The sequence below is a fragment of the Spirosoma sordidisoli genome (assembly GCF_004138325.1).
Classification (GTDB): Bacteria; Bacteroidota; Bacteroidia; order Cytophagales; family Spirosomataceae; genus Spirosoma; species Spirosoma sordidisoli.
In genome coordinates, this window is sequence record NZ_SBLB01000001.1 from 790,654 (window position 1) to 815,152 (window position 24,499).

Here is a 24,499-nt window from a genome sequence, read left to right on the forward strand (position 1 = left end):
GTACGGGCAATCAGGCAACCGGGCTGGTCAATACCCCTTTTTTCTCGGCTACTTTCGTCAGCAGCCAGTCGCACCAGGCATCGATTCCTTCGCCGGTGAGGCTGGAAATAGTCAGTACGTCAATATCCGGATTCACCTCGCGGGCGTCCTGAACTACGTTGGCCACGCTGAAGGGTACGTACGGCAGCAGATCAGCTTTCGAGACCACCATCAGCTCGCTGGTCAGGAACATACGCGGGTACTTTTTGGGTTTGTCGTCGCCTTCGGTCGATGCCAGCAGGGTAACGCGCAAGTCCTCGCCCAGATCGAACGCAGCCGGGCAAACCAGGTTGCCGACGTTTTCGATAAAAAGCAGATCGACTCCCGTCAGATCGATATGATCCAGCGCCTGATAGATCATCTGGGCTTCGATGTGACACATGCCGCCCGTAACGATTTGCAGCGCGTTGATGCCTACCTCCCGCATCCGGATAGCGTCGCGTTCGGTTTCCGGATCACCGACCAGAACGGCCATGTTGAGTCGGTCGCGCAGCCGCTTGCCGGTCTCCTGCATGAGGGTGGTTTTGCCGCTCCCCGGCGATGAACAGACATTGATGACGAGTATGTCGGGCAGCCGGTCGCGTATGGCCCGGGCCACGAAATCGTTTACTTTAAGCAGGTTAAGCGTTGTATTTTCGCACTGTACAGACCCGACAGAGGCCTGATTGGATTTTGGTTTTACGGTGGTCATGGCTGGTCGTTATTAGCTGACTGAAAACCAGGTAGCGGGCTGAACGGGCTGCCCCATCCCTGGTTCCGGGTACTCAATCGTCAAATTCTACTTTACTGATGAGCAGCTCTTCGCCCTGTATGACGTTGCGACTGGGCTTGCCACACGTACAGATGAATCGATACTGTTCTACCTGGGTTGTTTCTCCGCAGTCGTCGCAGCGGATCAGAATCGGCAGTACCTCAACGTGCAGACTCGTCTGCTGGTACCGGGGCTCATCTGCCACCACGGCCTGAAACGCATTCTGCATCAGGATAGGCTGTACGTTGGCCAGCAGCCCCGCCTTCAGATAGATACCCCGAACCCGGTCCATATCAGCCGGAAATTCATCTTCGAGCGTCCGGAAAATAGTCCGGACCAGCGATATCTCGTGCATGGCAGCAACTGGTAATGGGTAAAGTTAATCTTTGATTAGTGAAATATACGCAAAACGGACGCGTGATTAGAAAAATTTTTCTAATCACGCCCAACAAATACACCGCTCTGCAGTGCCTGCCTCTACACAGATAAAATATCCCGTTGAATATCAGCCAGTTTAAGCAGATGCTGGTCAGCGTCCCGAATCAGGTTTTCGTCCTCGACCAGACTGCTTACCTCCCGCGCTTTTCGGACCATATCTGCGTAGAGCGCCTGTTGGTGCTGCGGATCATCTTCGCCGACGTACCAGCCCGCTTCCAGGTAGTTCAGAATAGTCAGCGCCCGCTCATACGGGTATCGGTCTGCCGTACGGATCGTCAGCGCATCGCGGTATAATCCAATGGCTTTGGCATAATTATCAGACCGGGCCGCCTGCGGATAGTTGGTTATGGCATTGGCGAAGTGGTTGCAGATCGTGGCATATTCGTACGGAAACGCTTCTTTGGTATAGTAGGCCAGCGCGTGTTTGAACGAACTCGACGATATAGCGGCCCAGATGCCTTTTTTACGGGCTTCGTCGGGAATCTTGGCGTAAATCACACCCAGATGATGCTGAATGTCGGCAAAGATGGCGGGGGCGTTTTGCTGGGTAAACAGCTTGAGCGCTTCCTGATACGCTTCCATGGCTGGCCGGTAAAACTGCGGATTGCCATTCTGCGCCCAGGTGTACAGTAAAATCCCTTTCCGGTACTGGGCGTTAGCCACCAGTTCGGGCAGCTCTTCTTCCCGAAACAGGTTGATGGCACGGCTCAGGTAGCCCAGCGCTTCGGCAAAGCTGTTCTGGAAGTTAGCCACCTGAGCCGCGTCGAGGAGCAACATGCCCACCTGCGCCAGTCGGTGCTGCCCTTCGTAGTGTTGCAGCACCCGCCATAAACCGTCTTTGGTTCGGGTCAGCAGCGCTTCATCGTACGGAACGGTGAGCTGCTGCAGCCAGATACTCGTCTGCACAGCCAGCAACTCGATTGCGGCATCGTTAGACAGATCCGCTTCTGTAACCTCGGTTATCAGCTGATCGGCTTCGGCAAGCTGACCCAGATCGGCCAGAAAGGTAGCATAGTGGCGGGCTGTAAACGCCCGATGCCCGGCGTCGGGCGCCTGGCTGACAGCCATCTGGTAAGCCTGCCGGATGGTCTCTTCGGGCGTATCGATATGCCCATAGTGAGCCGCCACGGCCCGGTTATGCCACCGCCGATAGGTGTCAAAACTCCCGGACCCATTGACGGGGGCAGCCGGTAATTCAACCGAAACGCCCGCCTGTAGCCGGTTGATCAGGTCAAGGGCGTCGGCCAGGGGACGATCGTGTTGGGCGTGTTCGTATACGTTTTCCCAGTTGTCGAGGTGGAGGTACACAACGGCCAGCAGCGTATCGGGCGTACAGCGCAGGGGGCTGGGCAACAGCACGGGCGGTAACCGCTGCGCCCAGTCGAGGGGGTGCTCGATGGTTCCCTCCCGGATTGCCAGGCTGTCGGGCTGTGCCTCGGATAAGGAGCAGACCGTTACCAGTTCGTTCAGCCGAAATTCGGCATCTATAATGGATTGAACACTCGTCGGCTTATCGGTAGCCAGGGTCAGATAAATCATGATGAATCAGAAGCGCTAGAGGTGAACGGATAGAATACCCGTCGTCTTCAGGTCGTAGGTGAGTTCCCGGTCGGTATCGTCGAGGTCGTGATCGATCAGGATCTCTCGCAGGAGTATTGTTTTGTCGCCCAGCAGGTTCCGGTCTTTCAGTACGACCCAGTCAGTTTTATGCATCTTCTCGAAAAACGCTTTCGATTTGCCGGCAACCAGTAAGGTCTGCCGGTCGGGATAATACACCAGACTCACCTGCGGATCGTTACCGAAAGCCGTCCTGACTACCGATGCATCTATATGCAGGTGGCTGTTTTTCAGTCGTACCATTGGTCAATGATGTCATGTCGTGTCTGTTCACTCTGCTGCCGAATCGGCGATTCAGCCTGGAACCATATCGTCCAGAATCAGGTCAACGACCCGATCGCCGGCGGCCCGGACCGATTCGGAGAGGTCAACGTCCAGGCGGGTATTGTCGACCGCGATCAGGTAGACCTGTACATCGTCGGGGTATTGATCGCGCAGGATTTTGCGGGCATACGACAGCGCTTGGTCCCACTTGAGGCTGTGCAAGAACACCATCGGATCGTCCTGAATGGCCGCTTCCACTGCCTGGGCCGGCACTTTGTAAAGCGTACCCGGTGGTTCACCGGTGTTTACGACGGCATCTACGATCAGGATGCGCCCGTGGCCCTGCAGCAGGAACAGTACCTCGAAAGCCGACGTACCCATGTCGAACAAACTAACGTCATCAACCGACCCGAGCGTGGCCCGGAGCCGGTCGATGACGTAGCAACCAATCCCGTCGTCGCTCCGAACGGGATTTCCAAAACCCATGATGGCGGTTTTCATAGAGGAGTGATTGGGTGAATGAGTGATTGAGTAGCATAGTCCAGCGCCACTCAATCACTCATTCACTCATTCACAATTTAAAGTTAGCTAGCTCCTTGCCGGACTGGGCATCGTGGGCGTGGACGGTACAAACCAGGCATGAATCGAACGAGCGGGCCACCATACCGACCTCGACGGGGTCGTGTGGGTCTTCGATCTCAGTACCTTCCAGCGCGGCTTCGATCGGGCCGGGGTTGCCCCGGTCGTCGTTGGGACCAACGTTCCAGGTAGTGGGTGCCATGACCTGGTAGTTCTTGATCACGCCATTTTCGATCTCGATCCAGTGGGCCAGCGCGCCCCGGGCCGCTTCGGTGGCGCCAAATCCTTTGCCGTCTTTTTCTTCGGGCTTGATATAAAACTCGCTGTTCAGATCGATCTGCCGGAGCCATTCATCAATCAGCGTATACAGCCGCGGGGCCTCGTGCAGGCGTGCCAGGGTACGGGTAAACACGTTAGCGCCCAGCTGTTTGTACACATCGCCGAAGAGCGGATCATAAATCTGGTGCGACAGTAGATTGTCGGGGTTCGCGTTCATGAGCACCCGCGACAGGGGCCCGGCTTCAGCCGCGTAATCCATGTAGCGGGGCGCCTTCGACCAGCTGTATTTCCCGCCGAAATCGGTACTGTGCAGGTTCTGCGACGGCAGGGGCGTTGGCAATGGCTCTTCCCAGGGGTGTGCCGGTGGCACGTCTTCAAACCAGGTGTGCAGCACGTGCTCCTTAATTTTCATGTGGTCGAACACGCTATAGTTCGTGCCATCGAAGAAGCCGCTCCGACTGATGAGAGCCGCGTTCCGTCCATCGACCGTTGGTTTCTGATAGTGGTCTTTATGCAGATAGGTACCGTAGGCAACGAATTTGCCGACGCCCTGGCCAAACTTGTGCAGGCCGAACTCCAGACTGGCCCTTACGAACAGGCCCAGGTCGGAGTTGCGCTGCGATTCGTTCTCGTCGATATACGCCAGCAGGTCGTCCCAGCTTTTCACCTGCATATACCGCTCGATGGGTGCGCCCAGCCAGATACTCTCGAGCCAGTCTTTCCGGAACTGGTTCATGATGGCATGGGCCCGGGTAATGTCCTTGAGTGTGGGCGCGCACATTACCCCGCCCGGCACCATATAGCTGGAGTGTGGCCACTGCCCCCCGAAGAGCGCGTACACCTCTACGGGTCTGCCGCTGGCCGTTACGCCTTTCTGAAACGAGGTTCCCACGTAGGCTGCAAACCGGCGAACGACCTCATCGTAGAGCGGCTTGTTGGCAAACTTCTTATTGGCCATGTCGGTAGCGAAGATGGCGTAGAACCAGCGCGGAATACTCTGAATGGTTTCCGTTGCCTGCCCAATGGCCCGCAGCAGCAACGCGTTGGGCGGCAGGGTAGTTTGCCAGGCCGTATCGAGCGCCGACGAAGCGCAGTACAGGTGCGAACCGCCACAGATGCCGCAGATGCGGGGGGTGACGATCAGGCCCGACTGCGGGTCCTTGCCTTCCATGATTTTCTCGAAGCCCCGGAACATGGCCGCCTGCGTATGCGCCCGCGTTACCACGCCATCTTCCATATATACCTTTACGTCGAGGTCGCCCTCAACCCGCCCTACGGGCGAAATATTCAGTTCTTTCTGGGTTGCCATTATTGGTTGTTCTTTACGGAGTGAATGCATGAATGAACCGCCGACAGGTCGTCAGCAGCGCAACCGGCGGGTTACGTCAATCACGCAACGGTTCATTATTTGGATGAATCGAACTGGGGTTGTTTCACACCCAGGGTACGCTCGGTACCGGAGACCACTTTTTCGAAACCTGCCCGTAGGTAGTAGCCTAGTTTAGAGGTACCGGTGGGGGTGTCTTTGGGCAGAAAGCCGAGGTAATGCATGGTTTTGAATACGCTCCCCTTCTGAAGGTCATGGTGCGGAAAACCCGGCTCCGTACAGCCCAGGCAGGGATGGTTAGCGCGGGTTTTGCTCGACTGCCGGTTCCAGAGAATCCGGTTGCAGCTGGCGCGGGTCATTGGCCCCCGGCACCCCACTTCGTAGAACAGGCAGCCGCCCCGCTTGCCAAAGCCACCGTCAACTTTCTGTGCAAAGCTGATCACGTTGGTGCAGCCGGTCTGTACAAAATCCGTAAAAAACGTCTTGGGCCGGTGGTAATCGTCGAGCAGCACATCGCCGATCCGCCCCGTTGCAATGGCGACCAGTATCTGGGTAATCCAGTCGGGGTGGGCCGGGCAACCAGGAATGTTGATGACGGGCAGGCCTCCCTTCGATACGTAGTTCGCTCCCAGAAAACCGCCCTTTGCTGTTTTCAGAAACTGCATCCCGGTTGATTCGCTCGGGTTGGGGGCCACCGCCGGAATGCCGCCCCAGGTGGCGCAGTCGCCAATGGCCACTACGTACCCTACCACTTTAGAGAGTTCCATGACCCAGTCTTTCATGGGCCGCTCACAGAAGTAGTTCATCGTGCCGGTATTCTTCGGTCCCTGAATGATACTGCCTTCGTAAACGAGGATGTCACACTGTACCCGGCCGGCCAGGATGTCCTGCAGCAGATGCGTGACCTGATCGCCGATTTCTAAACCGATGGACGGATGCCATAGAATATTGACGCCGAAATCGGTCACCAGATCGACGACCGTCGGTTCTTCGGCGTTCAGGAACGACATAGTATTACCACTACATGCGCCCCCCTGCAGCCAGAGTACATTAGCCATGAAAGTACGGGTTTAAGTACAGTTAATTATTGAACTTTATAAAGCACAAATGTAATTTTTATTTTTAATTAGAAAAATTTTTCTAATTCTTTTTCAGGGCGATACATACCTCGCTGTCAGCAGGTTTCAGGACGAATCGATGGACAAATGGGGGCTTGTGGCTAGTAGCTCAGCAGGGGCACCACGTCGGCCTGGTATTCGGCCAGGCCCTGCTCGGTGAAATAAGGCCGGATGTGACTCCAGACGGCCTGTTTGTAGCTTGTTTCGGTGCTGGGCAGCCCGCGCATGGTGCTGAAGATCGGCGAAAAAACCAGCGACATCCAGAGCGACTGCGCCAGCTGATCATAGAAACCGGGCGCTGGTTCGGGCTTGAGCACTTCCCGTTGCTGATGAAACAGAAGCCAGCTTCGGAGCTGAAGCAGCATTTTATTGACTGCCTGCTGCCAGGCCACCGTATGATCGCCCGGGGTCGTGCTGGCTTTGAAAAATTCGGCCAGGTAGAACTGATTGGCCTGGAAAAACTGGTAGTACAGGCTCAGCTGCTGATCAAAGTCGGCCAGATCGGGGCTTTGCAGGTACTGCCGAAAAATATGGCTGAACTCATCGATGACCTGTTCATAAACCGATTCGATGATGGCGTCTTTCGATTTGTAATGGTAGGCCAGATTACCAACACTGATCCCGATCTCTTCCGCAATCTGCTGTAACCGTACGGCATCGACGCCATATTCGTTGAAGAGTTTGACGGATGCATTCAGGATACGTTGCTTGGTAGACAGCATAGCGAATGGTAGATCAGTTGAGACAGGGGTTAAGCTGATCGGCCGAAACGGTCAGGGTACCGCGCTGGTCTTTGGCCGCCAGTCGACGCATAAAATGAGCCTGCTGAGCCGCCCGCTTCGGACAGACATGGGAAGTGATATGCCGCTTCAGAAATTTGAGCGGGTTATAAATGGATGCGAACAGCAAATCGACCTGCCACTCCCCTTTCGACCGGGTCAGCTGTTCGATAACGGCCGTATCGGCCAGCCACTGGTCGTTGCTGTACAGGTGAAAATCGGACAGATTTCCTTTTCGCTCGGTAAAATGCAGGTTATTAATACCCGCCAGCAGGTTAGCATAGGCAGCCTGGTCGATACTAAACGGCTTTTTTCTCATACACAATGGCAGTGAAGCGGGTAATGAAGAAGCTAAAGTACAACTATAATGAACGTTTGCCTAACCCCACCGTTAAAAACCAGCCCGCAACGAAACCACTGACAGTCAAACCAATGCGCCGTCGGGGCGGGGCTAGACCAGCGCGAACAGGTCCTGTACCCCCAGCATACGCTTCGTTACAAAACCCTCGCCAAACTCAGCCCCGATCATGTGTCCATGTTCGCGGGTGCGGGCTTCGAGAAACTTCATAAACGGCTCACCCGAAATGTAGCTCTGCGGCTCGTTGCTGTCCGGATTGAAAAACTGACTCTTGTAGGCTTTGATAGCGGCTATTTTCTGATCCCAGTAGGCCGAAATGTCGACCACAAAATCGGGGCGGAGCGAACGGTCCTGAATAAAATGATAAATAAAATCAGGACGATGGGCCTCCTGCGGCTGGCCATCTTTGCCTACTGTTTTGATCTGCCGCAGACCGGCGTAAAACGAAGCTTCAATCACCAGCTGCGCAGCCCGGCCATGATCGGGATGGCGGTCGTCGGGCGTGTTGGTGAGCACGATTTTGGGGCGGTAATGCCGAATAATGGGGATCAGCGCCATCTGGTGTTCTTCGTCGTTGCGGAAGAACCCATCGCGGAACCCCATGTTCTCCCGGGCCGACAGTTTCATGAGCCGGGCACCTTCGGCCGCTTCCTGCAACCGGATCTGTGGCGTGCCACGGGTACCCAGTTCGCCCTGGGTCAGGTCAACGCCTGCCACCGTTCGGCCTTTTTCGATCAGCGACAGCACGGTGCCGGCGCAGGTCATTTCAATATCATCGGGGTGGGCGGCAATAGCCAGTACATCTACGGTCATGGGGCAGTGTGTGAACGGAAATCGTTGTTCAGATCGGGTGTCTTTACTTAGTCTATCAATCATTGTTGTCTGATTTTTGTTCACGAGCGATCCGATGCCCTGTCATTTTATCGGCGAAAGCCGTTATTTTGGCGGTACCCATCCCACTCACTCATGTCATACAAAGCCCTGGCCCTTCAACTGACCTGCCAGACCGTTAACGCCCTACAGACCCGCGACGAAGCCGAAGCGGCCATGCTTCGAACCATCGAACGCCTTGAACAACAGATTGCCGCTTCTATCAACTTCATTGGCAAAGACACCCTGCTGGTTGTAGTACCGGAGTCTTTCCTGACGGGTCCACCGCTTAGCGAAACCACGGAACAGTGGCGCGAAAAAGCCGCCCTGGAGATCGACGGACGCGTGTATGAGGCTCTGGGCGCTATGGTACAGCGGCAGCAGATCTATTTTTCGGGCAACGTCTACGAACAGGATGCTTTTTTCCCGGAGCTGTACTTTCAGACCAGCTTCATCATGGGCCCTAACGGCGATGTGCTGCTGCGCTACCGGCGGCTGAACGCCATGTATACCCCCACGCCCCACGACGTCTGGGAGCTGTATCTGGATGCGTACGGCTACGATTCGCTTTTCCCGGTCATCAAAACAAACATCGGCACGCTGGCCTGCATTGCCTCCGACGAGATTCTGTTTCCGGAAGTGGCGCGCTGCCTGACCATGCGCGGAGCCGAAGTGCTTCTGCATGCTACGTCCGAAGTGAGCAGCCCCCTGGTCAGTCCGAAAAATGTGGCTAAACAGGCCAGAGCCATCGAGAATATGGCCTATGTCGTATCGGCTAACGCGGGCGGGGTTCTCGATAGCCCAGTTCCCTTCGCGACCCATAACGGTGGGTCCAGAATCATTGACCCCCGCGGTATGATCCTGGCCGAAGCCGCCCAGGGCGAAAGCCTGGCGGCCACCGCCGATATCGACCTGGCGGCCCTGCGCGAGTTCCGGCAACGGCCCGCAGCTGGCAACCTGCTGGCCCGCCAGCGCAATGAACTGTATGCCCAGAGCTACGCCCAGACCAGCATCTATCCCCCCGACACCCTGCTGAGCCAACCCGCCGAACGCCCCCACTTTGTTCGAACGCAGCAGGAAGTGATCAAGAAACTCTACTCCTGATTCACCCAACCGAAAAAGGGCCTGGCAGGCCCTTTTTCGGTTTTCCAGACAAACCAGTAACTGATCAGATCCGTCCGCCAACCACCAGGCTGTCGGCCTGCAACCGGTCGGGTACCGCAGACCGGGGGTTACCACTGCATACTTCTGCCAAACTTGGCGTATTTTTGCGGGTTATTACATTATGACCGCAAGCATCCGCGACATCGCCTATCAACTGCGCCAGGGCCAGCTTATTGCCCTCGCCGACGAAACCGGCTGGTCGGTAGCCGCCGATCCGACTCATGACGCAGCCGTTCTTTCGCTGCTCAGCCTTCGGACGAGCCTGCCTGCCCAGCTGCAGCCCACCGTGCTCATTCAGCATACCGATCAGCTGGGTCTCTACGTGGCTAAAGTGCCCGATGTAGCCTTCGATCTGGTTGAGTTTGCCGAAAACCCGCTGATTGTCGTCTACGATCAGGGCAAAAACCTGGCTGCATCGGCCCTGGCTGATACGCCTACGGTGGCCGTTCGGCGGTCGCTCAATCCCGACATACAGCGGCTGATCGGCAGTTTTGGCCGCGGTTTGCTGACCATTCCATTCGAGTCGCTGAGCCTGCCACCGGCGGCTGAATCACTCGTCGCTGAGCGGTTCGGAACGCTGCCCGGCATGCCCAGATGGCCCCGCATCATGCGGCTGGGGGTAAATGGCGAGGTGCAGTTTATACGAAAATGAATTTTAGCGACATACTCCATAAAAACCCGATTTTCGAGACCATCGCCCAACAGGCTGATTCGATGGGCGTAAAAGCCTACGTAATTGGCGGGTTCGTACGCGATCTGGTGCTGGGTCGCCCGTCGAAAGATATCGATGTGGTCTGCATAGGCAGTGGCATTGCGCTGGCCGAAGCCGTGGGTCAGGCGCTGCGCACGCCCGTTGCCGTATTCCCGAACTTCGGCACCGCGATGCTGCGAACAAACCAGCCCGGCAGCCCGACCACCACCGACAGCTGGGAGGTTGAGTTTGTCGGCGCCCGGAAGGAATCGTACCGGAGCGACTCCCGCAAACCGATTGTCGAAGACGGCACCCTCGAAGACGACCAGAACCGCCGGGATTTTACCATCAACGCTATGGGCATCAGCCTGAGCCAGACCGACTTCGGCACCCTGCTCGACCCATTTGACGGGCTGAAAGACCTGAAACGGAAAACCATCCGGACCCCGCTCGACCCGGCCCTTACGTTCTCCGACGACCCGCTTCGGATGATGCGGGCCATCCGGTTCGCGTCGCAGCTCAACTTCGATATCGAGCCCGATACCTTCGATGCCATCGTCAGGATGAACGAACGGATCAGCATCGTGTCGCAGGAGCGCATTACCGACGAGCTGAACAAGATCATTCTGTCATCAACACCTTCGTATGGGTTCAAACTGCTGTACCACGCGGGGCTGCTGGAGCGTATTTTCCCGGAATTGATTGCCCTGAAGGGGGTAGAGACGGTAGAAGGGAAAGGCCACAAAGACAACTTTTACCATACGCTGCAGGTCCTCGACAACATTGCCAACCGCTCGAAAAAAGACGCCGTCGCCCCCGAAAACGAGCTGTGGCTCCGGTGGGCCGCTCTGTTGCACGACATTGCCAAACCCGCTACCAAGCGGTTCGACCAGAAAGCAGGCTGGACCTTTCACGGCCACGAAGACCTGGGGGCCCGCTGGGTACCGCGTATTTTCCGGAACCTGAAGCTGCCGCTCAACGAGCACATGCGGTTTGTACAGACGCTGGTTCGTTTGCATCTGCGGCCCATTGCGCTCACCAAAGAGCAGATTACCGACTCGGCCCTGCGCCGGCTCCTGTTCGACGCGGGCAACGACCTCGACGGACTGATGGCGCTCTGCCGCGCCGACATCACCTCGAAAAACTACGAAAAGGTCCAGAAACACCTGCGTAACTTCGATAAGGTCGAACAGAAGCTGCACGATCTGGAAGAGCGCGACAAACTGCGCAACTTTCAGCCCGTCATAACGGGCGAACTCATCATGGAAACCTTCGGCCTGCCGCCCTCCAAAGAAGTGGGCGAGCTGAAAACCGTGGTTCGCGAAGCCGTACTAGATGGACTTGTTCCCAACACGCTCGATCAGGCGCTGCCGTTTTTGCTTGAAGAGGGACGAAAGCGCGGGCTGGTTGCCAAAACAATCGTGAACAATGAACAATGAATCCGCTTATTTTGAGCATCCATTGTCCTCATTCCCTGTTTATCATTCATCGTTTATTCAGTTAACACCGTGGAGAATAATACCAATTTCCGGCGCTTCTTTGGCGCAACGCTGACCATCCTGGGGGTTGTCGTCGTCCTGTTTGCCCTCGTGGCCTTTCTGTCTGATGGCAAACCCGTTCTGGGAATGAGTGTCAACAAGGCCGAGTCGGCCGCCCCGTTCATCGTCGGCATGATTTTTCTGATTACCGGCGTCAACCTGGTGCGGGAGTCATAATAACCACGGCCAACAATTTACAGACAGGCGGGTTACTCTTTCGGGCTGGTGGGTTGTAAACACCGGCTCTCCGAGTCAGCACACACCCAAACCCGTCTATCCGTGGCCATTCCCGACGAAGCCTTTACCCTGGGCGTTGAAGAAGAGTATCAGATTGTTGATCCCGAAACCCGGCAGCTACAGTCCGACGCGCAGCTCATTCTCCCGGAAGCGCGGGCTACCGTTGGCGATCAGGTAACGCCCGAGATGTACCGATCGCAGATCGAAATTGGCACCCCCGTCTGCCAGACCCTCGGCCAGGTACGCGACGAACTGAACCGGCTGCGGAGCGAGCTGATTACGGCCGCCGAGAAAACGGGAAATCGCATCGTGGCGGCTGGCACCCATCCTTTTTCGCACTGGGAAGACCAGAAGCTGACCCGGCGAGCCCGTTACCGCGACCTGGCTACCGACTTTCAACAGCTCACCCGCGAGCAGCTGATCTTTGGCTGCCACGTGCATGTCGGTATTCCGGACCGGGAAATCGCCATACAGGTCATGAACCGGTCGCGCCCCTGGTTATCGGTCCTGCTGGCGCTGGCGGGTAACTCGCCCTTCTGGCTTGGCACCGATACCGGCTACGCCAGCTTCCGCACCGAGATATGGGGACGCTGGCCCACCGCCGGTATCCCGCAGGTCTTCGACGCCTGGGCCGACTACGAGCAACTAGTCAACGAGCTTGCCTCTACGGGCATCATTGCCGACGCCAGCAAGATCTACTGGGATGTTCGGCCGTCGTCGCATTACGACACGCTCGAGTTCCGGGTAACGGATGTTTGTTTAACCGTCGACGAAGCGGTTCTGATTGCCGGACTGGTGCGCGCCCTGGCCCGAACCTGCGCCTGGGACGCCGAGCGATACGCCCCCTTCCGCCACGTCAGAACCGAACTGGTACAGGCGGCCAAATGGCAGGCCGCGCGCTTTGGCCTGACCGATCAACTCATCGACGTACAGGCAGCCCAGGCGATTCCGGCCCGGCAACTGGTTGATCAGCTGCTGGCCTACGTAAGCCCGGCGCTGGACGTTTACGGCGACCGAAACGAGATAACGAAGCTGATCGATAAAGTCTTTCGGGAGGGCAACGGGGCTAGCCGGCAACGGGTCGTTTTTGAGCGGACCGAGAATCTGGAAGACGTTGTCGACTACCTGATTGCCGAAACGGCCAGGTAACCTTACCGGCTCAGCCGGGCCGAAAGCAGCCAGCTGTAGGTATTGAGCGGCAAAGGAAGACCGTCGGGCTGTATCTGTAAATACATCAGGTGCAGGTGCGTCGGTGACCGGCTTTTGTAGGCATTGAACCCCGTTCGGCCCATTTCGCCAATTTTCTGCCCGGCCTGTACCCACTGTCCCGGCGCAACGGTGATATGACTGTTATGCGCGTAGTAAAAGAGGCCATGCAGGGTTGGGTCATATATCCAGATCCAGTTGCCCCCCCGGTATTCGGAACCCGGCAACCAGCCCGTTTCGATTCCCAGCACCAGGCCGTTGCTCATCGACAGAATATCGACCGGCTGCCGCGTCCGGTCGTCGAGGTAATCCTGATTTCGGTCTGAAATAAATATATCCTGGGCCGGATGGCTCCCACGCACGTTGTAGTCGAACAAATCGAATCCGTTTCCCCGGTACCCTTCGCCGTGAGTGCCGCCGATGGCGCTGGGCGCATAACCACGCAGCGGAAACGCAAAATAACGACCCGTCCGGCGCAGACTGTCGCGTTGGGCCGAATCGGGCTGGAAGCTGTCAACACTCCTGAAACGCTCCTGCAGTCCTTTCATGATGCCACTAAAAGCCATACGGGCCGAGTCGGGCGCTACCCGCTGTTCACGAATCAGGGTGTACAGGGTCTGAAATTGCTGGCAATAGGCATAGACAGTTGGCTCTACCGAATTGGCCGATACAACCTGCGATGAAGCTACGTTTAAACTCCCGATCACAATTGCTCCCAGAATGCCTGCTACCCGCATGAACGACAATACGTCAACTTTCACTACCTGTTACATTAAGGTCAAGTGCCCAAAAATACGGAAAGTAGCGGTAAATAAGGCCGTCGGCCCCGGAGAGCTGCCGATGCAGTATACGCTCCTTAGCCAATCAGGCACCTCCAGGCCGCTCTCCACCGGGCCGGGCGTTCCGGCTTACGGTTCGCTGGTGTACGTTCTCATCCGCCGGGTACGAGATCGGTCATGCGGTAATTGGCCTGATACCATGGCAGTTCTGAGCAGACCCGTGCCATCAGGCATAAGGCGTCTTTTTTCGGCCAGGCTCCCATCAGCCAAAAATGTCGGCCTGAAAAAATAATGTAAAATCAAGGCTTCTGAAGGAAGCAAACCTGTAGTTTATCCTATTATTTTGTCTTATTGGTAAATACTATAAGCCCTGTTCCAGAATGAATCGACGAAACGCGCTTTCTCATATCTCGCTGCTACTCGGAAGCACCCTCTCGGCCCCTACCCTGCTGGCCATGAACCGTCGGGACCGGCACGAACGGGCTCCGGGCGGGTTTACCCTGACCTCAGACCAGCGCAGTCTTGTTGCCACGGTGGCTGAGTTAATTATTCCAAAGACCGACACGCCGGGCGCTATAGAAGCCGGCGTACCGGCTTTTATCGAAATGATGCTGCAGGACTGCTATCTGCAACCCGAACATCAGAGTTTTGTGGCGGGGGTTGAGCAGCTCCAGCAGGCTGGTTTTCTGAGCCAGTCAACGGCCGATCAAACCGAAACGCTTCGGCGGCTCGAAGCGGAGACCAAAGAGCTGATGAAAGCCTATCAGGTGCAGCAGACGAAAATGGGCGATAATGAAGACAAAGAACTGATGAAAAAACAGGCTACGGGGCTACCCTTCTGGCGGCTTATGAAGGAACTGACGCTGCTGGGCTACTTCACGTCCGAAGCAGGCCTGCAGGCGTCGTTCAACTATGTACCGATTCCGGGCAAGTACGAACTCGTCAAGATTAAGTCCGGTCAGAAAGTCTACGCCTACTAACCCCTACCTACCTTTATGAATCTAAACCTGACGACGGATAAAACCCATCGCTACGACGCTATTGTGGTGGGGTCGGGCATGACTGGCGGCATCGCGGCCAAAGAACTAACCCAGAAAGGCCTGCGTGTGCTCGTGATCGAGCGCGGCCGCGAGGTGAAGCATATCGAAGATTACGATACGGCGATGAAGGCGCCCTGGGAGATTCAGCACCGGGATAAAGTCCCCGTCCGCTCGGCCGAAGAGTTATGGGCCAACAACCGGTTTGTGGGCATGGCTCAGGACGACAAAGCCGGATTCATGACCAACGACCAGCAGAACCCGTACGTCGAAAAACGGCCGTTCGACTGGATTCGGGCTTATCATACGGGCGGCAAGTCCATGCACTGGGGTCGGCAAACCTACCGCTGGAACCCGGCCGATTTTGAAGCAAACGCGAAAGAGGGCATCGGAGTCGACTGGCCCATTCGTTATACTGATCTGGTCCCCTGGTACAGCTATATCGAGAAGTTTGTGGGCGTAAGTGGGCAGGCCGAGCAGCTGGCGGTACTCCCCGACAGTCATTTTCTACCGCCCATGCCGATGTCGCCCCCCGAGCGCTTTTTTCGGGAGGCCATGAAGCAGAAGCTCAATCGTCCGGTAACCATTGGCCGCGTGGCCAACCTGACCCAACCGCAGTCGTGGCATACGGCACTGGGCCGGGCGTCGTGCCAGTTCCGTAACAAATGCAGCCGGGGCTGTCCGTATGGAGCCTACTACAGCTCGCTATCCGGAGCGATTCCGGCGGCCCGGGCTACCAACCGGCTGGACATTCTGCACGACAGCATTGCGGCTGAGCTGATCTACGACGACAAAACAGGCCGCGCCACCGGCGTTCGGGTTATTAACCAGCACACGCTGGCCGTTACCGACTACTCGGCCCGGATTATTTTTCTCAACGCAGGCTCGATGAATACGGCCGCGCTGCTGCTCAACTCCCGGTCGAGCCGGTTTCCGAATGGCCTCGGCAACGACAGTGATCAGGTCGGCCGCAACATCATGGACCACCATCTGGGAGCCGGTGCCAACGCCACCATCGAGGGGTTCGACGAAGACCTGATGTATGGCCAGCGACCCAACGCCCTGTATATTCCCCGCTTCCGAAACTGGGGCAGCGACCGGCAGACTACCTACCTGCGGGGCTTTGGGTACCAGGGCGGAGCAAGTCGAAGCGACTGGAAACGGGGCGTAGCCATGGACGGCTTTGGCGCGTCGTTCAAACAGCAAATGACACAACCCGGCGCCTGGACCATCGGGTTCGGCGGCTTCGGCGAGGTATTACCCAACCCGAACAACCGCATGTACCTCGACCCGGTAAAGAAAGATAAATGGGGCGTTCCCCTCATCGTGTTCGATGCCGCCTTTGGCGAGAACGAGATTGCCATGCGTAAAGACATGATGAACTCGGCCGCCGAAATGCTCGATGCCGCCGGTTTCAAGAATATTACGGGCAACAACCGGCAGGATGTTCACCTGGGCCTGGGTATCCACGAAATGGGGACGGCCCGTATGGGTAAAGACCCGAAAACGTCGGTGCTGAACAAATTCAACCAGGTCCACGACTGCAAAAATGTGTTCGTCACCGACGGAGCCGCCATGGCCTCTTCATCCTGCGTGAACCCATCGCTGACGTACATGGCACTCACCGCCCGCGCGGCCAATTATGCAGTAGACCAGCTGACTAAGAAGAACCTGTAGAGACGCCATGAACAGAGACGCGAGGGCCGGGACGCCGGTGCGATCGCGTCTCTACAGGCATCATAAGAAACGTGATGAACAGAGACGCGAAGGCCGGGACACCGGTGCGATCGCGTCTCTACGGGCAGAAAATCTTGTAGAAGGTATAACTGACCATGATGCCGGTATAGGTGTAGCTGTCGCGCAGGGCGGGGTTTCCCTGGGCGTTTTTAGCGGTTGTGACGCCGTAGGTAACGTCGCCGAGGCCGTCCAGATAGTCGCTGTTCGTGAACCGGGTTCCAAACTCAGCCCCGATACTCCAGGGGCGTTTGATCTCGTATTTTACGCCAATCCCAATCGGAAAGGTCATGTACCCTCTGGCGCGCACCACCGAGTTCCGGACGCTGAAGAGGCCGATTCCGCCGAAGACGTAGGGTGTCCAGTTGCGGACCTTGGGCTGCGGCTTGTAGGAAAAGAAGTTGTACTGAATGTCGATCGTTGCTTCGCTGACCCGGCTGTTGAACGAGTAATCGCGGGCCAGCTGAAGCGGATCGCGGCTCACCCGATCTTCACCTTTGATACCACCGATGGCCAGTCCGCCCCGGAACGATACGGATCGGGTGGCATTATACCGGAAGAACATATTGGCCGCCGGCATGTAAAAGCGGGGGTTGAGACTGGGCGACACGTCTCCCTTGTACAGCATTCCCCCCAGCCCACCGCCAATCTCGGCTTTTTGCGCCAGTGTAGTCAGACTGATAAAAAGCCCGGCTATGAGCAGCCAGGCCAATTTGATTCTATGCCTCATAGACGTGTGGAGAAACCCAACCGGTATTACTTGATGGGTGGGCACTTGATCCGACCCGGAATAATGTAACGAACGGAGAAATTAGTCAGCAGGTAGCCATCTTTCAGGACGGTGTTAGCCCCGCGAATCTCGCTCTGGAAAGGACTGGGATCGGCGGCAAACAACTCCTGTGCCACCGTGTACCGATCGGTATTGACGCGGGCTGCATCACGTTCGAAGCGCCGGTCGGCCATAATAGCGCCAAGCCCCTGCACGGCTTCCGGGCTGGCATAATTGCCGCCTACATCGTCCAGATAGTCGGTGAATGTAATCCGGAACCCGATTTCGGCGCCCAGGTCGAAGTTATCGTTCAATCTGTAGCGAGCGCCAAAGCCTACCGGCACGGCCAGCGTTACCAGCGAATAGGGCTTGTCGTAGCCGGGCTGACCCTGTCCTTCCGTACGAAGCGGCTGTAGCTTTACCCATTTACGGGCTTCGTACTCGCCATTGTTGTTGTTGGTTTCGGTAGGCGTGCGGGCTTCCGGTGCATGAGCCAGCAGGGCCAGGCCACCAAAAAGGTAAGGCGTAAATTTGGCCCGTGCGTTCGAGTTGCGTCCGTCTTCGATAAAATTATAAATGCCCGTTACGGCAAACTCTTTCAAGTCGTTTCGGAAGTGGAGGTTTCGGGCATACTGAGCCGCGAATAACGTGGGATTCACCTTGCTGAACGTGTAATCGTCGCCCGAAATGCGGGCCCAGGTAAACGATGCTCTGGCTGCAAAATGGGGCGTAAACTGACGCGTATAGCCAAGGGCCACGTTCCAGCGGGGCATGATAAACGTAGCACGCAGCGGCTGCCGGTAACCGGCCAGCTCACCGTAATAATGCGAGGAACCGACGCCCAGGGAGACGGCAGAGTAAGGGGCAAAACGAGTGTTTGGTCGGCGTTGGGCTACACTATCCGTAGCCCGGGTTGCCAGTAAAATAAGAACCGCAACGCCTGCTACTACGTACTGATATGTTTTCATAAAGCGTAAAATACGTGAATCAACCCCCACTGGCCCCAAAAGCCAGCCAATTCCCAAACGGAGGTATTGTTAAAATTATTGGCGAAAAGACAAAAAATGTACGACAGAGCGCCTGTCAAACCATTAATCGGACCATTAATTGACTAAAACGCCCGTCTGGTTTCAATTCCGGATATCCCAGCCCCAGTTAAGTTTGCTCCGGAGGGTGTTCAGGAAATTATCGTCACCGAGCTTAACCAGCCGGGCTTTGAACGCTTCCTTCTGTACGCTGATCCGCACCGACGTTTCAACCGTAAACGACCGGGAGTCGAGGGCGGCCAGAAAGTTTCCACTCCGGCTCTCAACCTCAAACGCCAGCTGACAACTGTCCATCACAATCATGGGCCGCACGTTCAGGTTATGCGGGCTGATCGGGGTAATGATAAAATTGTTGGTTTGCGGCAGCAGCACCGGCCCGCCACAGCTGAGCGAGTAACCCGTAGAACCCGAGGGCGTAGAAACGATCAGCCCGTCGGCCCAGTACGAATTCAGGAATTCGCCATCCAGATAGGTATGCACCGTAATCATAGACGAGGTCTGGGTGCGGGTGATGGTGAAGTCGTTGAGCCCGAACGGAAGCTGGCCGAATATCTCCTGGCTCGACCTGACGCTGACCAGGGTTCGCTCATCAATGCTGTACTGCTCGTTGAAGAGCGCGTCGATCATCAGTCGAATCGACGAGGGCGCTACCGTTGCCAGAAAGCCGAGCCGCCCAATGTTGATACCGATGATCGGAATCTGCCGGGGTCCAACGTGGGTTACGGCATCGAGCAGGGTTCCGTCGCCCCCCAGACTAAAGATGAAATCGGCATCGGCAAGGCCTTCGTCAACGGTATAGGTAGCGGTGCTGTAATGAGTAATGCCAGCGTTGTCGAGAAACTCGCGATACCCCTGCGAGATAAGCACGTCGGCCTGCCGTTTTGCCAGTTCTTCAAACATAGACTGGATATACGGTCGGGCCTGTTCGGGAAAGTTACGCCCGTGAATGGCGATTTTCATGGAAGAGCGTTTATAGTTTTCGGCATGGGGTTCCGGAAGCGGATGACACCCGCGTTTTCATCCAGGTGAAGGCTGACCAGAACCAGGGGCGAAACTACCAAAACTAGGTGTTTAAATAACGAAGCAACGAATCGAGCCGCTCCTGATCGATACTTTCGACGGGTGTGTTGGCAAAAGCCGCTTCGATCTGATACCCGAACCGTTCGAGCGTTGAAATCACGAGGGTGATATCGCGCCGGTTCAGCTTGAGCGTCAGTCGCGAACGGTCGGGTTGCCCGTAGGCCGCGCTGGAAAAATAGCTGCTGACAATTTTGGTGTTGTTCGATTCGATCAGCCGACTAATCTCGGCCATTGAATAATCGCGTTCGTTCAAACTCAGGATCAGAATGGCGCCGGCTTCCTGAACGCCCAGCTCCTGCGCAAACTGCCGGATCAGTTCGTTGGCCGAGACCGTTCCGATAAATTCACGCCCCTCGTTCAGTACCGCCACGACATCCATCCGGTTCTGAATCACGAGACTCAGAATCTCATACAAATGCTGATTATCGAACACGTAAATCTGTTCAAAAAGCCGCATTACATCGCTCAGGGGCTGCTCTTCGTCGGCCACATCTATGAGCAACTCTTCGGTTACTACGCCCCGGTATTCGCTCTGATCAGTCAGCACGAGTTGCCCGATGCGGTGCTCCTGCATCCAGTCCAAAGCCTGTCCGACAGAGTCAGACGGTTTCAGCGCCGGGAGCATGGGGTCAATAAGTTCGGCAGCCAGCATATGAATGGTGTCTAAGAAAACTGTATGCCAGAAAACTACAGAATTTCCGGCATAGTTTCCAAATCTTATTTAAAAGGCCGGGCGCGTAGAGTATAGGCCGGGCTACGAACCTGCGCCCCGGCCCCCGTACCCTATTCTACCAGTTCGCCAACCGGATGGCGGGCCAGCCAGCTTTCGAGCAGCTCGTTGAACCGGGCCGGGCACTCCATCATCGGCGCGTGGCAGCACTGGTCGATGAAGTAGAGTTCTGAATGGGTAATGAGCCGGTTGAACTCGTGACCCACGTTGGCCGGGGTAATGGTATCGTTGAGCCCCCAGACCAGCAGCGTAGGTACCTGAATCTGGTGCAGATCCTTACCGACGTTGTTGCGCTGGGCCGACTTGGCAATCGACACGATGCTCATGCACTTGGGAATGCTGCTGGTGATCTCAAACACCTCGTCGATTAGCTCTTTCGAGGCCACATTGGGATCGTAGAATGTGTAGGCTACTCGCTCAGCAATGTAGTCGTAACTGCCACGCTTGGGAAACGAGCCACCCATGCCGTTCTCGAACAGCCCCGAGCTGCCCGTCAGCACCAGCCGACGAACCTGATCGGGATTTTTGAAGGTGTACAGAATCGCCAGATGGCCACCGAGCGAGTTACCCAGCAACGTCAGGTCCTGTAACCCTTTCTGGGCAACAAACTTTTCGATGAACGCTACGAGCCCTTCCAGGCTGGCCTGCCGGATCGGCATTTCGTAGATCGGCAACATCGGAATAACAACCCGGTATCGGTTCGAGAAGGTCTGGATTACGTCGTCCCAGTTGCTGAGAGCGCCGAATAAACCGTGTAATAACAGCAGCACTTCGCCCTCTCCTTCGTCAACGTAGCGGAACCCCGCTTCTTCTCTGATTGTGTACTTCATGCGCATTAAACAGTTAACGATGCGGTAGATACTGGTTTTGGGTTAGTTTTTGAACAATTTTGATCCAGTTGGTCAGTAACGGAAGCCCCCACTCGGTCAGTACGGCTTCCGGGTGAAACTGAACCCCCCAGAGCGGTAACGTCCGATGCCGGATCCCCATCACCTCGCCCGACTCGGTTTCCAAGATACAGTCCAGACTGGCGGGGAGCTGGGTCAGCACCAGCGAGTGATAGCGCGTAACCGAAAACGAATCCGGTAGGCCGGTCAGCAGCGGATCAGGGTGTGTACCGACCCGCACCCGCGACACTTTGCCATGCATCGGCTGAAGGGCCGGACCCAGGCTAGCCCCAGCCCATTCGCCAATGGCCTGATGGCCCAGACAAACCCCCAGCATAGGCACCCGCCGGTGGTAGTAGTCAATAATATCCAGCAGCCGCCCGGCCTGTTTGGGACGACCCGGCCCCGGCGACAGAACAACGCCATCGACCGGCTGGGCTACCAGACGCTCGAACGGCTCGTCGTTGCGCACCACCCGACAGTCGGCCCCCGCCTGTCGTAAATAATCGACCAGCGTGAAGGTAAACGAATCGTAATTGTCGAGCAGCAGCAACTTCATGTTTCTGTAACGCAATCTGGTATCGCAAAATTAATAGTTTCCCCAAAAAGGCAAAGTCAAATATATAATCATTATTGATTTACAGACGTTTAACATTTAATTAACTTGATTTTATTCAATTTATCCAAAAATAATACTACGCATTTAGTGGATAACTCGCTGGTTAGGAGTCGGAACGTTTATTTTTGGTGCAGAATTCATCGACTCCATTACCTGATCGTATGCCTGCCGAATTACCTGTTGTTATTGTTGGTGCCGGGGTTGCCGGCCTGAGTTGCGCTGTCTATCTCAAACAGGCGGGTATCGACGCACTCGTGCTCGATGCGGCCGATGGTGTGGGCGGGCGCGTTCGTACCGATATCGTGAACGGTTTTCAGCTCGACCGGGGCTTTCAGATTCTGCTGACGGCCTATCCAGAGGCCCGGCGGCTGCTGAACTACAACGCGCTCGACCTGCGGCCGTTCCGTTCCGGCGCGTTGATCCGCCATCAGGAACCCAATCAGGCTGCCAGCTGGATGAAACTGCTGAATCCCTTCCAGGAGCCACTGTCGGTATTCGCTACGCTGGCCTCGCCCGTAGGCACCCTGGGCGATAAACTACGGATTGTCGAGCTGATGCGCCGGACCCAGTCGCTATCCGTGGCCGAGTTATTTCAGCAAACGCCCACCACGACGCTGGCCCTGCTGGACGACATCGGTTTCTCCGATCAGATGATTACCCGGTTCTTCCGGCCGTTTTTTGGGGGCGTTTTCCTCGAAGACGCTCTGGTTACGTCGAGTAACTTTTTCGAGTTCTGCTTCCGGATGTTCTTTGAAGGCGAAGCCGCCGTACCGGCCCGGGGTATCGGGGCTATCGCTGATCAGCTGGCCGGCCGACTCGCTCCCGATCAGATCCGGCTGAAGACGCTGGTTCGGCGAATCAGTGGCTCAACGGTCGAGCTGGCCTCGGGCGAGAGCCTGGTAGCGGGGGCGGTGGTCATGGCCGTGGATGCGGACCAGGCGGCCCGGCTAACGGGACAGGCGCCCCCCATCAGTCGCTCGTTCAACCATACGACCTGTACCTACTTTGCGGCACCCGCCAGTCCTAATCGGGAAAAACTGCTCATGCTGAACACGCACCGCAGTGCTGCCATCCATAACATGGCCGTCATGAGCGACGTAGCGCCCGGCTACGCCCCGGACGGGCAGGCCCTGATTTCGGTCAGTACCCAGGGGTTGGAAACGGTCATCGAAGAGGCCCTGACCCGGCGAATTCGGCAGGAGCTGACGGAGTGGTTTGGCGCCGACGTGGCCAGCTGGCAACACCTGCGTACGTATCATCTGCCGCAGGCCTTACCGGCCTACGATCCTACCGTTGTTCACCAGCCGCTGCAACTGGCCGAAGGGCTCTACCAGTGTGGCGACCAGACGGCGTACCCATCGCTCAACGCAGCCCTGCAGACCGGCCGTAACGTAGCCGAGCAAATCGTGATGAACCATCGCTAACCCAACTCCCCCGACCCTATGCTCTGCCGCCTGCTTCTCCTGTTGCTCACCCTGCCGGGTTGCCAGACCGATCCGCCGTTTCGGTATATGGGTCCAATTCTGAAAGGGGTCAATCTGGTGGCACCACCGCGTCAGCCCGACTCAGCCGCCCTGGCACCCGTTCGGGCGGTAAACGCAGACTGGGTGGCCATTGTGCCCTACGGCTTCTGCCGCAAAGACGACCCCCATTTCTTTTTCAGTGAGAACCGGCCGAAAGAGAGCCGGAAATACGGGCAGTGGTGGGGCGAAACGCCCGCTGGTGTAGCGGAAACGATTCGGATGGCGCAGAAACAGGGGCTTAAAACCATGCTCAAGCCGCACGTCTGGATGCAGGGCGGCTCGCACCTTGACCTGGAGTTCAGGACCGAAGCCGACTGGCAGTCGTTCGAGAAAGACTACCGCCAGTATGTGCTGTTTTTTGCGCGTATGGCCGACTCCCTGCAGGTTGATCTGTACTGCATCACCACCGAGCTGGACCGCTTTGCCATAGCGCGCCCGGCCTTCTGGAACCAGCTGATCACAGACGTACGGAAGCTGTACGGCGGTAAACTGACCTATGCCGCCAACTGGGACCGGTACGAATCGATTCCGTTCTGGAACCAGCTCGACTACGTTGGCGTCGATGCCTATTTCCCGCTGTCCGACGACCGCAACCCCTCGGTAAACGCGCTGGTTCGGGGCTGGAAACCCCATCTGAACGCCCTGCAGAAAACAAGCGATCGGCTGCAGAAGCCCATTTTATTCACCGAATTTGGCTATCGTGCCTGCGATCATACGGCCCGCCGTCCGTGGGAATCGGAGACCGACTGTACACCCAATCTGCAGGCGCAGGCCAACGCCTATGCGGCCCTGCTCAGTGCCACCCGCCCGCAGGCCTGGTTTGCCGGTGGTTTCGCCTGGAAATGGTTTATGGATAGTGAACCGCGCCACCGCGAACGCGACCAGTACAGCCCGCAGGGACGCATGGCCGAACAAACCCTCAAAAAGCAGTGGCTATCCAATGCAAACTAAACGCTGGGAATTAGCCCGACGACCATGAGAGTTAATAGATGAAGCAAGATAAGCCCAACTCAGCTGCGTTGCCACTTTTTGGGTGCCGC

Annotated in this window: 26 protein-coding genes; 9 read left to right on the forward strand and 17 right to left on the reverse strand. The window is 56.6% G+C overall.

Annotated features, from left to right (window positions below):
• Window positions 1–10: 10 nt before the first annotated feature.
• The 10 genes from hypB to bshB1 form a co-directional block, all read right to left on the reverse strand.
• Window positions 11–730: a hydrogenase nickel incorporation protein HypB gene (gene hypB / locus EQG79_RS03470; RefSeq protein ID WP_077920298.1), complete on the reverse strand. Its 720-nt coding sequence runs from the start codon at window positions 728–730 to the stop codon at window positions 11–13.
• Window positions 731–803: 73 nt separating this feature from the next.
• Window positions 804–1,145, reverse strand: a complete 342-nt coding sequence (locus tag EQG79_RS03475; protein WP_129599934.1) for a hydrogenase maturation nickel metallochaperone HypA/HybF — start codon at window positions 1,143–1,145, stop codon at window positions 804–806.
• Between the two features lie 122 nt (window positions 1,146–1,267).
• Window positions 1,268–2,767 (reverse strand): hypothetical protein, encoded by a 1,500-nt coding sequence (locus EQG79_RS03480; RefSeq protein ID WP_129599936.1) that lies wholly within the window; start codon window positions 2,765–2,767, stop codon window positions 1,268–1,270.
• 15 nt (window positions 2,768–2,782) lie between these two features.
• Window positions 2,783–3,088 (reverse strand): hypothetical protein, encoded by a 306-nt coding sequence (locus EQG79_RS03485; protein WP_077920301.1) that lies wholly within the window; start codon window positions 3,086–3,088, stop codon window positions 2,783–2,785.
• 51 nt (window positions 3,089–3,139) lie between these two features.
• Window positions 3,140–3,610 carry a hydrogenase maturation protease gene (locus tag EQG79_RS03490; protein ID WP_077920302.1) on the reverse strand — a complete coding sequence of 157 codons (471 nt, stop codon included), beginning with the start codon at window positions 3,608–3,610 and terminating at the stop codon, window positions 3,140–3,142.
• A 70-nt stretch (window positions 3,611–3,680) separates the two neighbouring features.
• On the reverse strand, window positions 3,681–5,276 hold the full coding sequence (locus tag EQG79_RS03495) for a nickel-dependent hydrogenase large subunit (RefSeq protein WP_077920303.1): 1,596 nt from the start codon (window positions 5,274–5,276) through the stop codon (window positions 3,681–3,683).
• 95 nt (window positions 5,277–5,371) lie between these two features.
• Entirely contained in the window at window positions 5,372–6,352 is a 981-nt protein-coding gene (locus tag EQG79_RS03500; RefSeq protein ID WP_077920304.1) for an NADH-quinone oxidoreductase subunit B family protein, read from the reverse strand.
• Window positions 6,353–6,513: 161 nt separating this feature from the next.
• Window positions 6,514–7,134 (reverse strand): TetR/AcrR family transcriptional regulator, encoded by a 621-nt coding sequence (locus EQG79_RS03505; RefSeq protein WP_129599938.1) that lies wholly within the window; start codon window positions 7,132–7,134, stop codon window positions 6,514–6,516.
• Window positions 7,135–7,147: 13 nt separating this feature from the next.
• Window positions 7,148–7,510 (reverse strand): hypothetical protein, encoded by a 363-nt coding sequence (locus EQG79_RS03510; protein ID WP_077920306.1) that lies wholly within the window; start codon window positions 7,508–7,510, stop codon window positions 7,148–7,150.
• Between the two features lie 132 nt (window positions 7,511–7,642).
• On the reverse strand, window positions 7,643–8,362 hold the full coding sequence (gene bshB1 / locus EQG79_RS03515) for a bacillithiol biosynthesis deacetylase BshB1 (protein ID WP_077920307.1): 720 nt from the start codon (window positions 8,360–8,362) through the stop codon (window positions 7,643–7,645).
• Between the two features lie 153 nt (window positions 8,363–8,515).
• On the opposite strand from bshB1, the gene EQG79_RS03520 reads away from it, so the two are divergent.
• The 5 genes from EQG79_RS03520 to EQG79_RS03540 all read left to right on the forward strand — a co-directional run bounded on the left by EQG79_RS03520 (window position 8,516) and on the right by EQG79_RS03540 (window position 13,198).
• Window positions 8,516–9,523, forward strand: coding sequence for a nitrilase-related carbon-nitrogen hydrolase (locus EQG79_RS03520; RefSeq protein WP_077920308.1), 1,008 nt, complete (start codon window positions 8,516–8,518; stop codon window positions 9,521–9,523).
• Between the two features lie 181 nt (window positions 9,524–9,704).
• Window positions 9,705–10,235, forward strand: a complete 531-nt coding sequence (locus EQG79_RS03525; protein ID WP_077920309.1) for an L-threonylcarbamoyladenylate synthase — start codon at window positions 9,705–9,707, stop codon at window positions 10,233–10,235.
• Window positions 10,232–11,713, forward strand: coding sequence for a CCA tRNA nucleotidyltransferase (locus tag EQG79_RS03530; protein ID WP_129599941.1), 1,482 nt, complete (start codon window positions 10,232–10,234; stop codon window positions 11,711–11,713). Before EQG79_RS03525 ends, EQG79_RS03530 begins: the two co-directional genes overlap by 4 nt.
• 69 nt (window positions 11,714–11,782) lie before the next feature.
• The gene (locus EQG79_RS03535; RefSeq protein ID WP_077920311.1) at window positions 11,783–11,989 is read left to right on the forward strand and encodes a hypothetical protein; all 207 of its coding nucleotides are present in this window, start codon (window positions 11,783–11,785) and stop codon (window positions 11,987–11,989) included.
• A gap of 102 nt (window positions 11,990–12,091) precedes the next feature.
• Window positions 12,092–13,198 carry a carboxylate-amine ligase gene (locus tag EQG79_RS03540; RefSeq protein ID WP_240699259.1) on the forward strand — a complete coding sequence of 369 codons (1,107 nt, stop codon included), beginning with the start codon at window positions 12,092–12,094 and terminating at the stop codon, window positions 13,196–13,198.
• A 2-nt stretch (window positions 13,199–13,200) separates the two neighbouring features.
• On the opposite strand, the gene EQG79_RS03545 is transcribed toward EQG79_RS03540, so the two are convergent.
• Window positions 13,201–13,992, reverse strand: coding sequence for a M23 family metallopeptidase (locus tag EQG79_RS03545; RefSeq protein ID WP_170315649.1), 792 nt, complete (start codon window positions 13,990–13,992; stop codon window positions 13,201–13,203).
• Window positions 13,993–14,414: 422 nt separating this feature from the next.
• On the opposite strand from EQG79_RS03545, the gene EQG79_RS03550 reads away from it, so the two are divergent.
• On the forward strand, window positions 14,415–15,014 hold the full coding sequence (locus EQG79_RS03550; protein WP_077920313.1) for a gluconate 2-dehydrogenase subunit 3 family protein: 600 nt from the start codon (window positions 14,415–14,417) through the stop codon (window positions 15,012–15,014).
• Window positions 15,015–15,029: 15 nt separating this feature from the next.
• Window positions 15,030–16,748, forward strand: coding sequence for a GMC oxidoreductase (locus tag EQG79_RS03555; protein ID WP_077920314.1), 1,719 nt, complete (start codon window positions 15,030–15,032; stop codon window positions 16,746–16,748).
• 118 nt (window positions 16,749–16,866) lie between these two features.
• Here the strand turns inward: EQG79_RS03555 and porG are convergent, their stop codons facing one another.
• From porG to EQG79_RS03585, 6 genes are all read right to left on the reverse strand, one after another.
• Complete coding sequence (gene porG, locus EQG79_RS03560) at window positions 16,867–17,535, reverse strand: type IX secretion system protein PorG (protein ID WP_170315640.1); 669 nt, start codon at window positions 17,533–17,535, stop codon at window positions 16,867–16,869.
• A 26-nt stretch (window positions 17,536–17,561) separates the two neighbouring features.
• On the reverse strand, window positions 17,562–18,542 hold the full coding sequence (locus tag EQG79_RS03565) for a DUF6089 family protein (protein ID WP_129599944.1): 981 nt from the start codon (window positions 18,540–18,542) through the stop codon (window positions 17,562–17,564).
• 162 nt (window positions 18,543–18,704) lie between these two features.
• Window positions 18,705–19,580, reverse strand: coding sequence for an NAD kinase (locus tag EQG79_RS03570; protein WP_077920316.1), 876 nt, complete (start codon window positions 19,578–19,580; stop codon window positions 18,705–18,707).
• Window positions 19,581–19,683: 103 nt separating this feature from the next.
• The gene (locus EQG79_RS03575) at window positions 19,684–20,352 is read right to left on the reverse strand and encodes a CBS domain-containing protein (RefSeq protein ID WP_129599948.1); all 669 of its coding nucleotides are present in this window, start codon (window positions 20,350–20,352) and stop codon (window positions 19,684–19,686) included.
• Between the two features lie 131 nt (window positions 20,353–20,483).
• Window positions 20,484–21,260 (reverse strand): alpha/beta fold hydrolase, encoded by a 777-nt coding sequence (locus EQG79_RS03580; protein ID WP_129599951.1) that lies wholly within the window; start codon window positions 21,258–21,260, stop codon window positions 20,484–20,486.
• Window positions 21,261–21,273: 13 nt separating this feature from the next.
• Window positions 21,274–21,876, reverse strand: a complete 603-nt coding sequence (locus EQG79_RS03585) for an anthranilate synthase component II (RefSeq protein ID WP_129599954.1) — start codon at window positions 21,874–21,876, stop codon at window positions 21,274–21,276.
• A gap of 221 nt (window positions 21,877–22,097) precedes the next feature.
• Between EQG79_RS03585 and EQG79_RS03590 the strand changes: the two genes are divergently transcribed.
• Together EQG79_RS03590 and EQG79_RS03595 are read left to right on the forward strand one after the other, a co-directional pair.
• Window positions 22,098–23,360: an NAD(P)/FAD-dependent oxidoreductase gene (locus EQG79_RS03590; RefSeq protein ID WP_077920319.1), complete on the forward strand. Its 1,263-nt coding sequence runs from the start codon at window positions 22,098–22,100 to the stop codon at window positions 23,358–23,360.
• An 18-nt stretch (window positions 23,361–23,378) separates the two neighbouring features.
• Window positions 23,379–24,410, forward strand: a complete 1,032-nt coding sequence (locus EQG79_RS03595) for a glycoside hydrolase family 113 (protein WP_077920320.1) — start codon at window positions 23,379–23,381, stop codon at window positions 24,408–24,410.
• Window positions 24,411–24,499: the final 89 nt, after the last annotated feature.

Coding starts and splice junctions, on each gene's coding strand:
- hypB (WP_077920298.1), bottom strand. CDS start 730: ATGACCACCGTAAAACCAAAATCCAATCAGGCCTCTGTCGGGTCTGTA.
- EQG79_RS03475 (WP_129599934.1), bottom strand. CDS start 1,145: ATGCACGAGATATCGCTGGTCCGGACTATTTTCCGGACGCTCGAAGAT.
- EQG79_RS03480 (WP_129599936.1), bottom strand. CDS start 2,767: ATGATTTATCTGACCCTGGCTACCGATAAGCCGACGAGTGTTCAATCC.
- EQG79_RS03485 (WP_077920301.1), bottom strand. CDS start 3,088: ATGGTACGACTGAAAAACAGCCACCTGCATATAGATGCATCGGTAGTC.
- EQG79_RS03490 (WP_077920302.1), bottom strand. CDS start 3,610: ATGAAAACCGCCATCATGGGTTTTGGAAATCCCGTTCGGAGCGACGAC.
- EQG79_RS03495 (WP_077920303.1), bottom strand. CDS start 5,276: ATGGCAACCCAGAAAGAACTGAATATTTCGCCCGTAGGGCGGGTTGAG.
- EQG79_RS03500 (WP_077920304.1), bottom strand. CDS start 6,352: ATGGCTAATGTACTCTGGCTGCAGGGGGGCGCATGTAGTGGTAATACT.
- EQG79_RS03505 (WP_129599938.1), bottom strand. CDS start 7,134: ATGCTGTCTACCAAGCAACGTATCCTGAATGCATCCGTCAAACTCTTC.
- EQG79_RS03510 (WP_077920306.1), bottom strand. CDS start 7,510: ATGAGAAAAAAGCCGTTTAGTATCGACCAGGCTGCCTATGCTAACCTG.
- bshB1 (WP_077920307.1), bottom strand. CDS start 8,362: ATGACCGTAGATGTACTGGCTATTGCCGCCCACCCCGATGATATTGAA.
- EQG79_RS03520 (WP_077920308.1), top strand. CDS start 8,516: ATGTCATACAAAGCCCTGGCCCTTCAACTGACCTGCCAGACCGTTAAC.
- EQG79_RS03525 (WP_077920309.1), top strand. CDS start 9,705: ATGACCGCAAGCATCCGCGACATCGCCTATCAACTGCGCCAGGGCCAG.
- EQG79_RS03530 (WP_129599941.1), top strand. CDS start 10,232: ATGAATTTTAGCGACATACTCCATAAAAACCCGATTTTCGAGACCATC.
- EQG79_RS03545 (WP_170315649.1), bottom strand. CDS start 13,992: ATGCGGGTAGCAGGCATTCTGGGAGCAATTGTGATCGGGAGTTTAAAC.
- EQG79_RS03550 (WP_077920313.1), top strand. CDS start 14,415: ATGAATCGACGAAACGCGCTTTCTCATATCTCGCTGCTACTCGGAAGC.
- EQG79_RS03555 (WP_077920314.1), top strand. CDS start 15,030: ATGAATCTAAACCTGACGACGGATAAAACCCATCGCTACGACGCTATT.
- porG (WP_170315640.1), bottom strand. CDS start 17,535: ATGAGGCATAGAATCAAATTGGCCTGGCTGCTCATAGCCGGGCTTTTT.
- EQG79_RS03565 (WP_129599944.1), bottom strand. CDS start 18,542: ATGAAAACATATCAGTACGTAGTAGCAGGCGTTGCGGTTCTTATTTTA.
- EQG79_RS03570 (WP_077920316.1), bottom strand. CDS start 19,580: ATGAAAATCGCCATTCACGGGCGTAACTTTCCCGAACAGGCCCGACCG.
- EQG79_RS03575 (WP_129599948.1), bottom strand. CDS start 20,352: ATGCTGGCTGCCGAACTTATTGACCCCATGCTCCCGGCGCTGAAACCG.
- EQG79_RS03580 (WP_129599951.1), bottom strand. CDS start 21,260: ATGAAGTACACAATCAGAGAAGAAGCGGGGTTCCGCTACGTTGACGAA.
- EQG79_RS03585 (WP_129599954.1), bottom strand. CDS start 21,876: ATGAAGTTGCTGCTGCTCGACAATTACGATTCGTTTACCTTCACGCTG.
- EQG79_RS03590 (WP_077920319.1), top strand. CDS start 22,098: ATGCCTGCCGAATTACCTGTTGTTATTGTTGGTGCCGGGGTTGCCGGC.
- EQG79_RS03595 (WP_077920320.1), top strand. CDS start 23,379: ATGCTCTGCCGCCTGCTTCTCCTGTTGCTCACCCTGCCGGGTTGCCAG.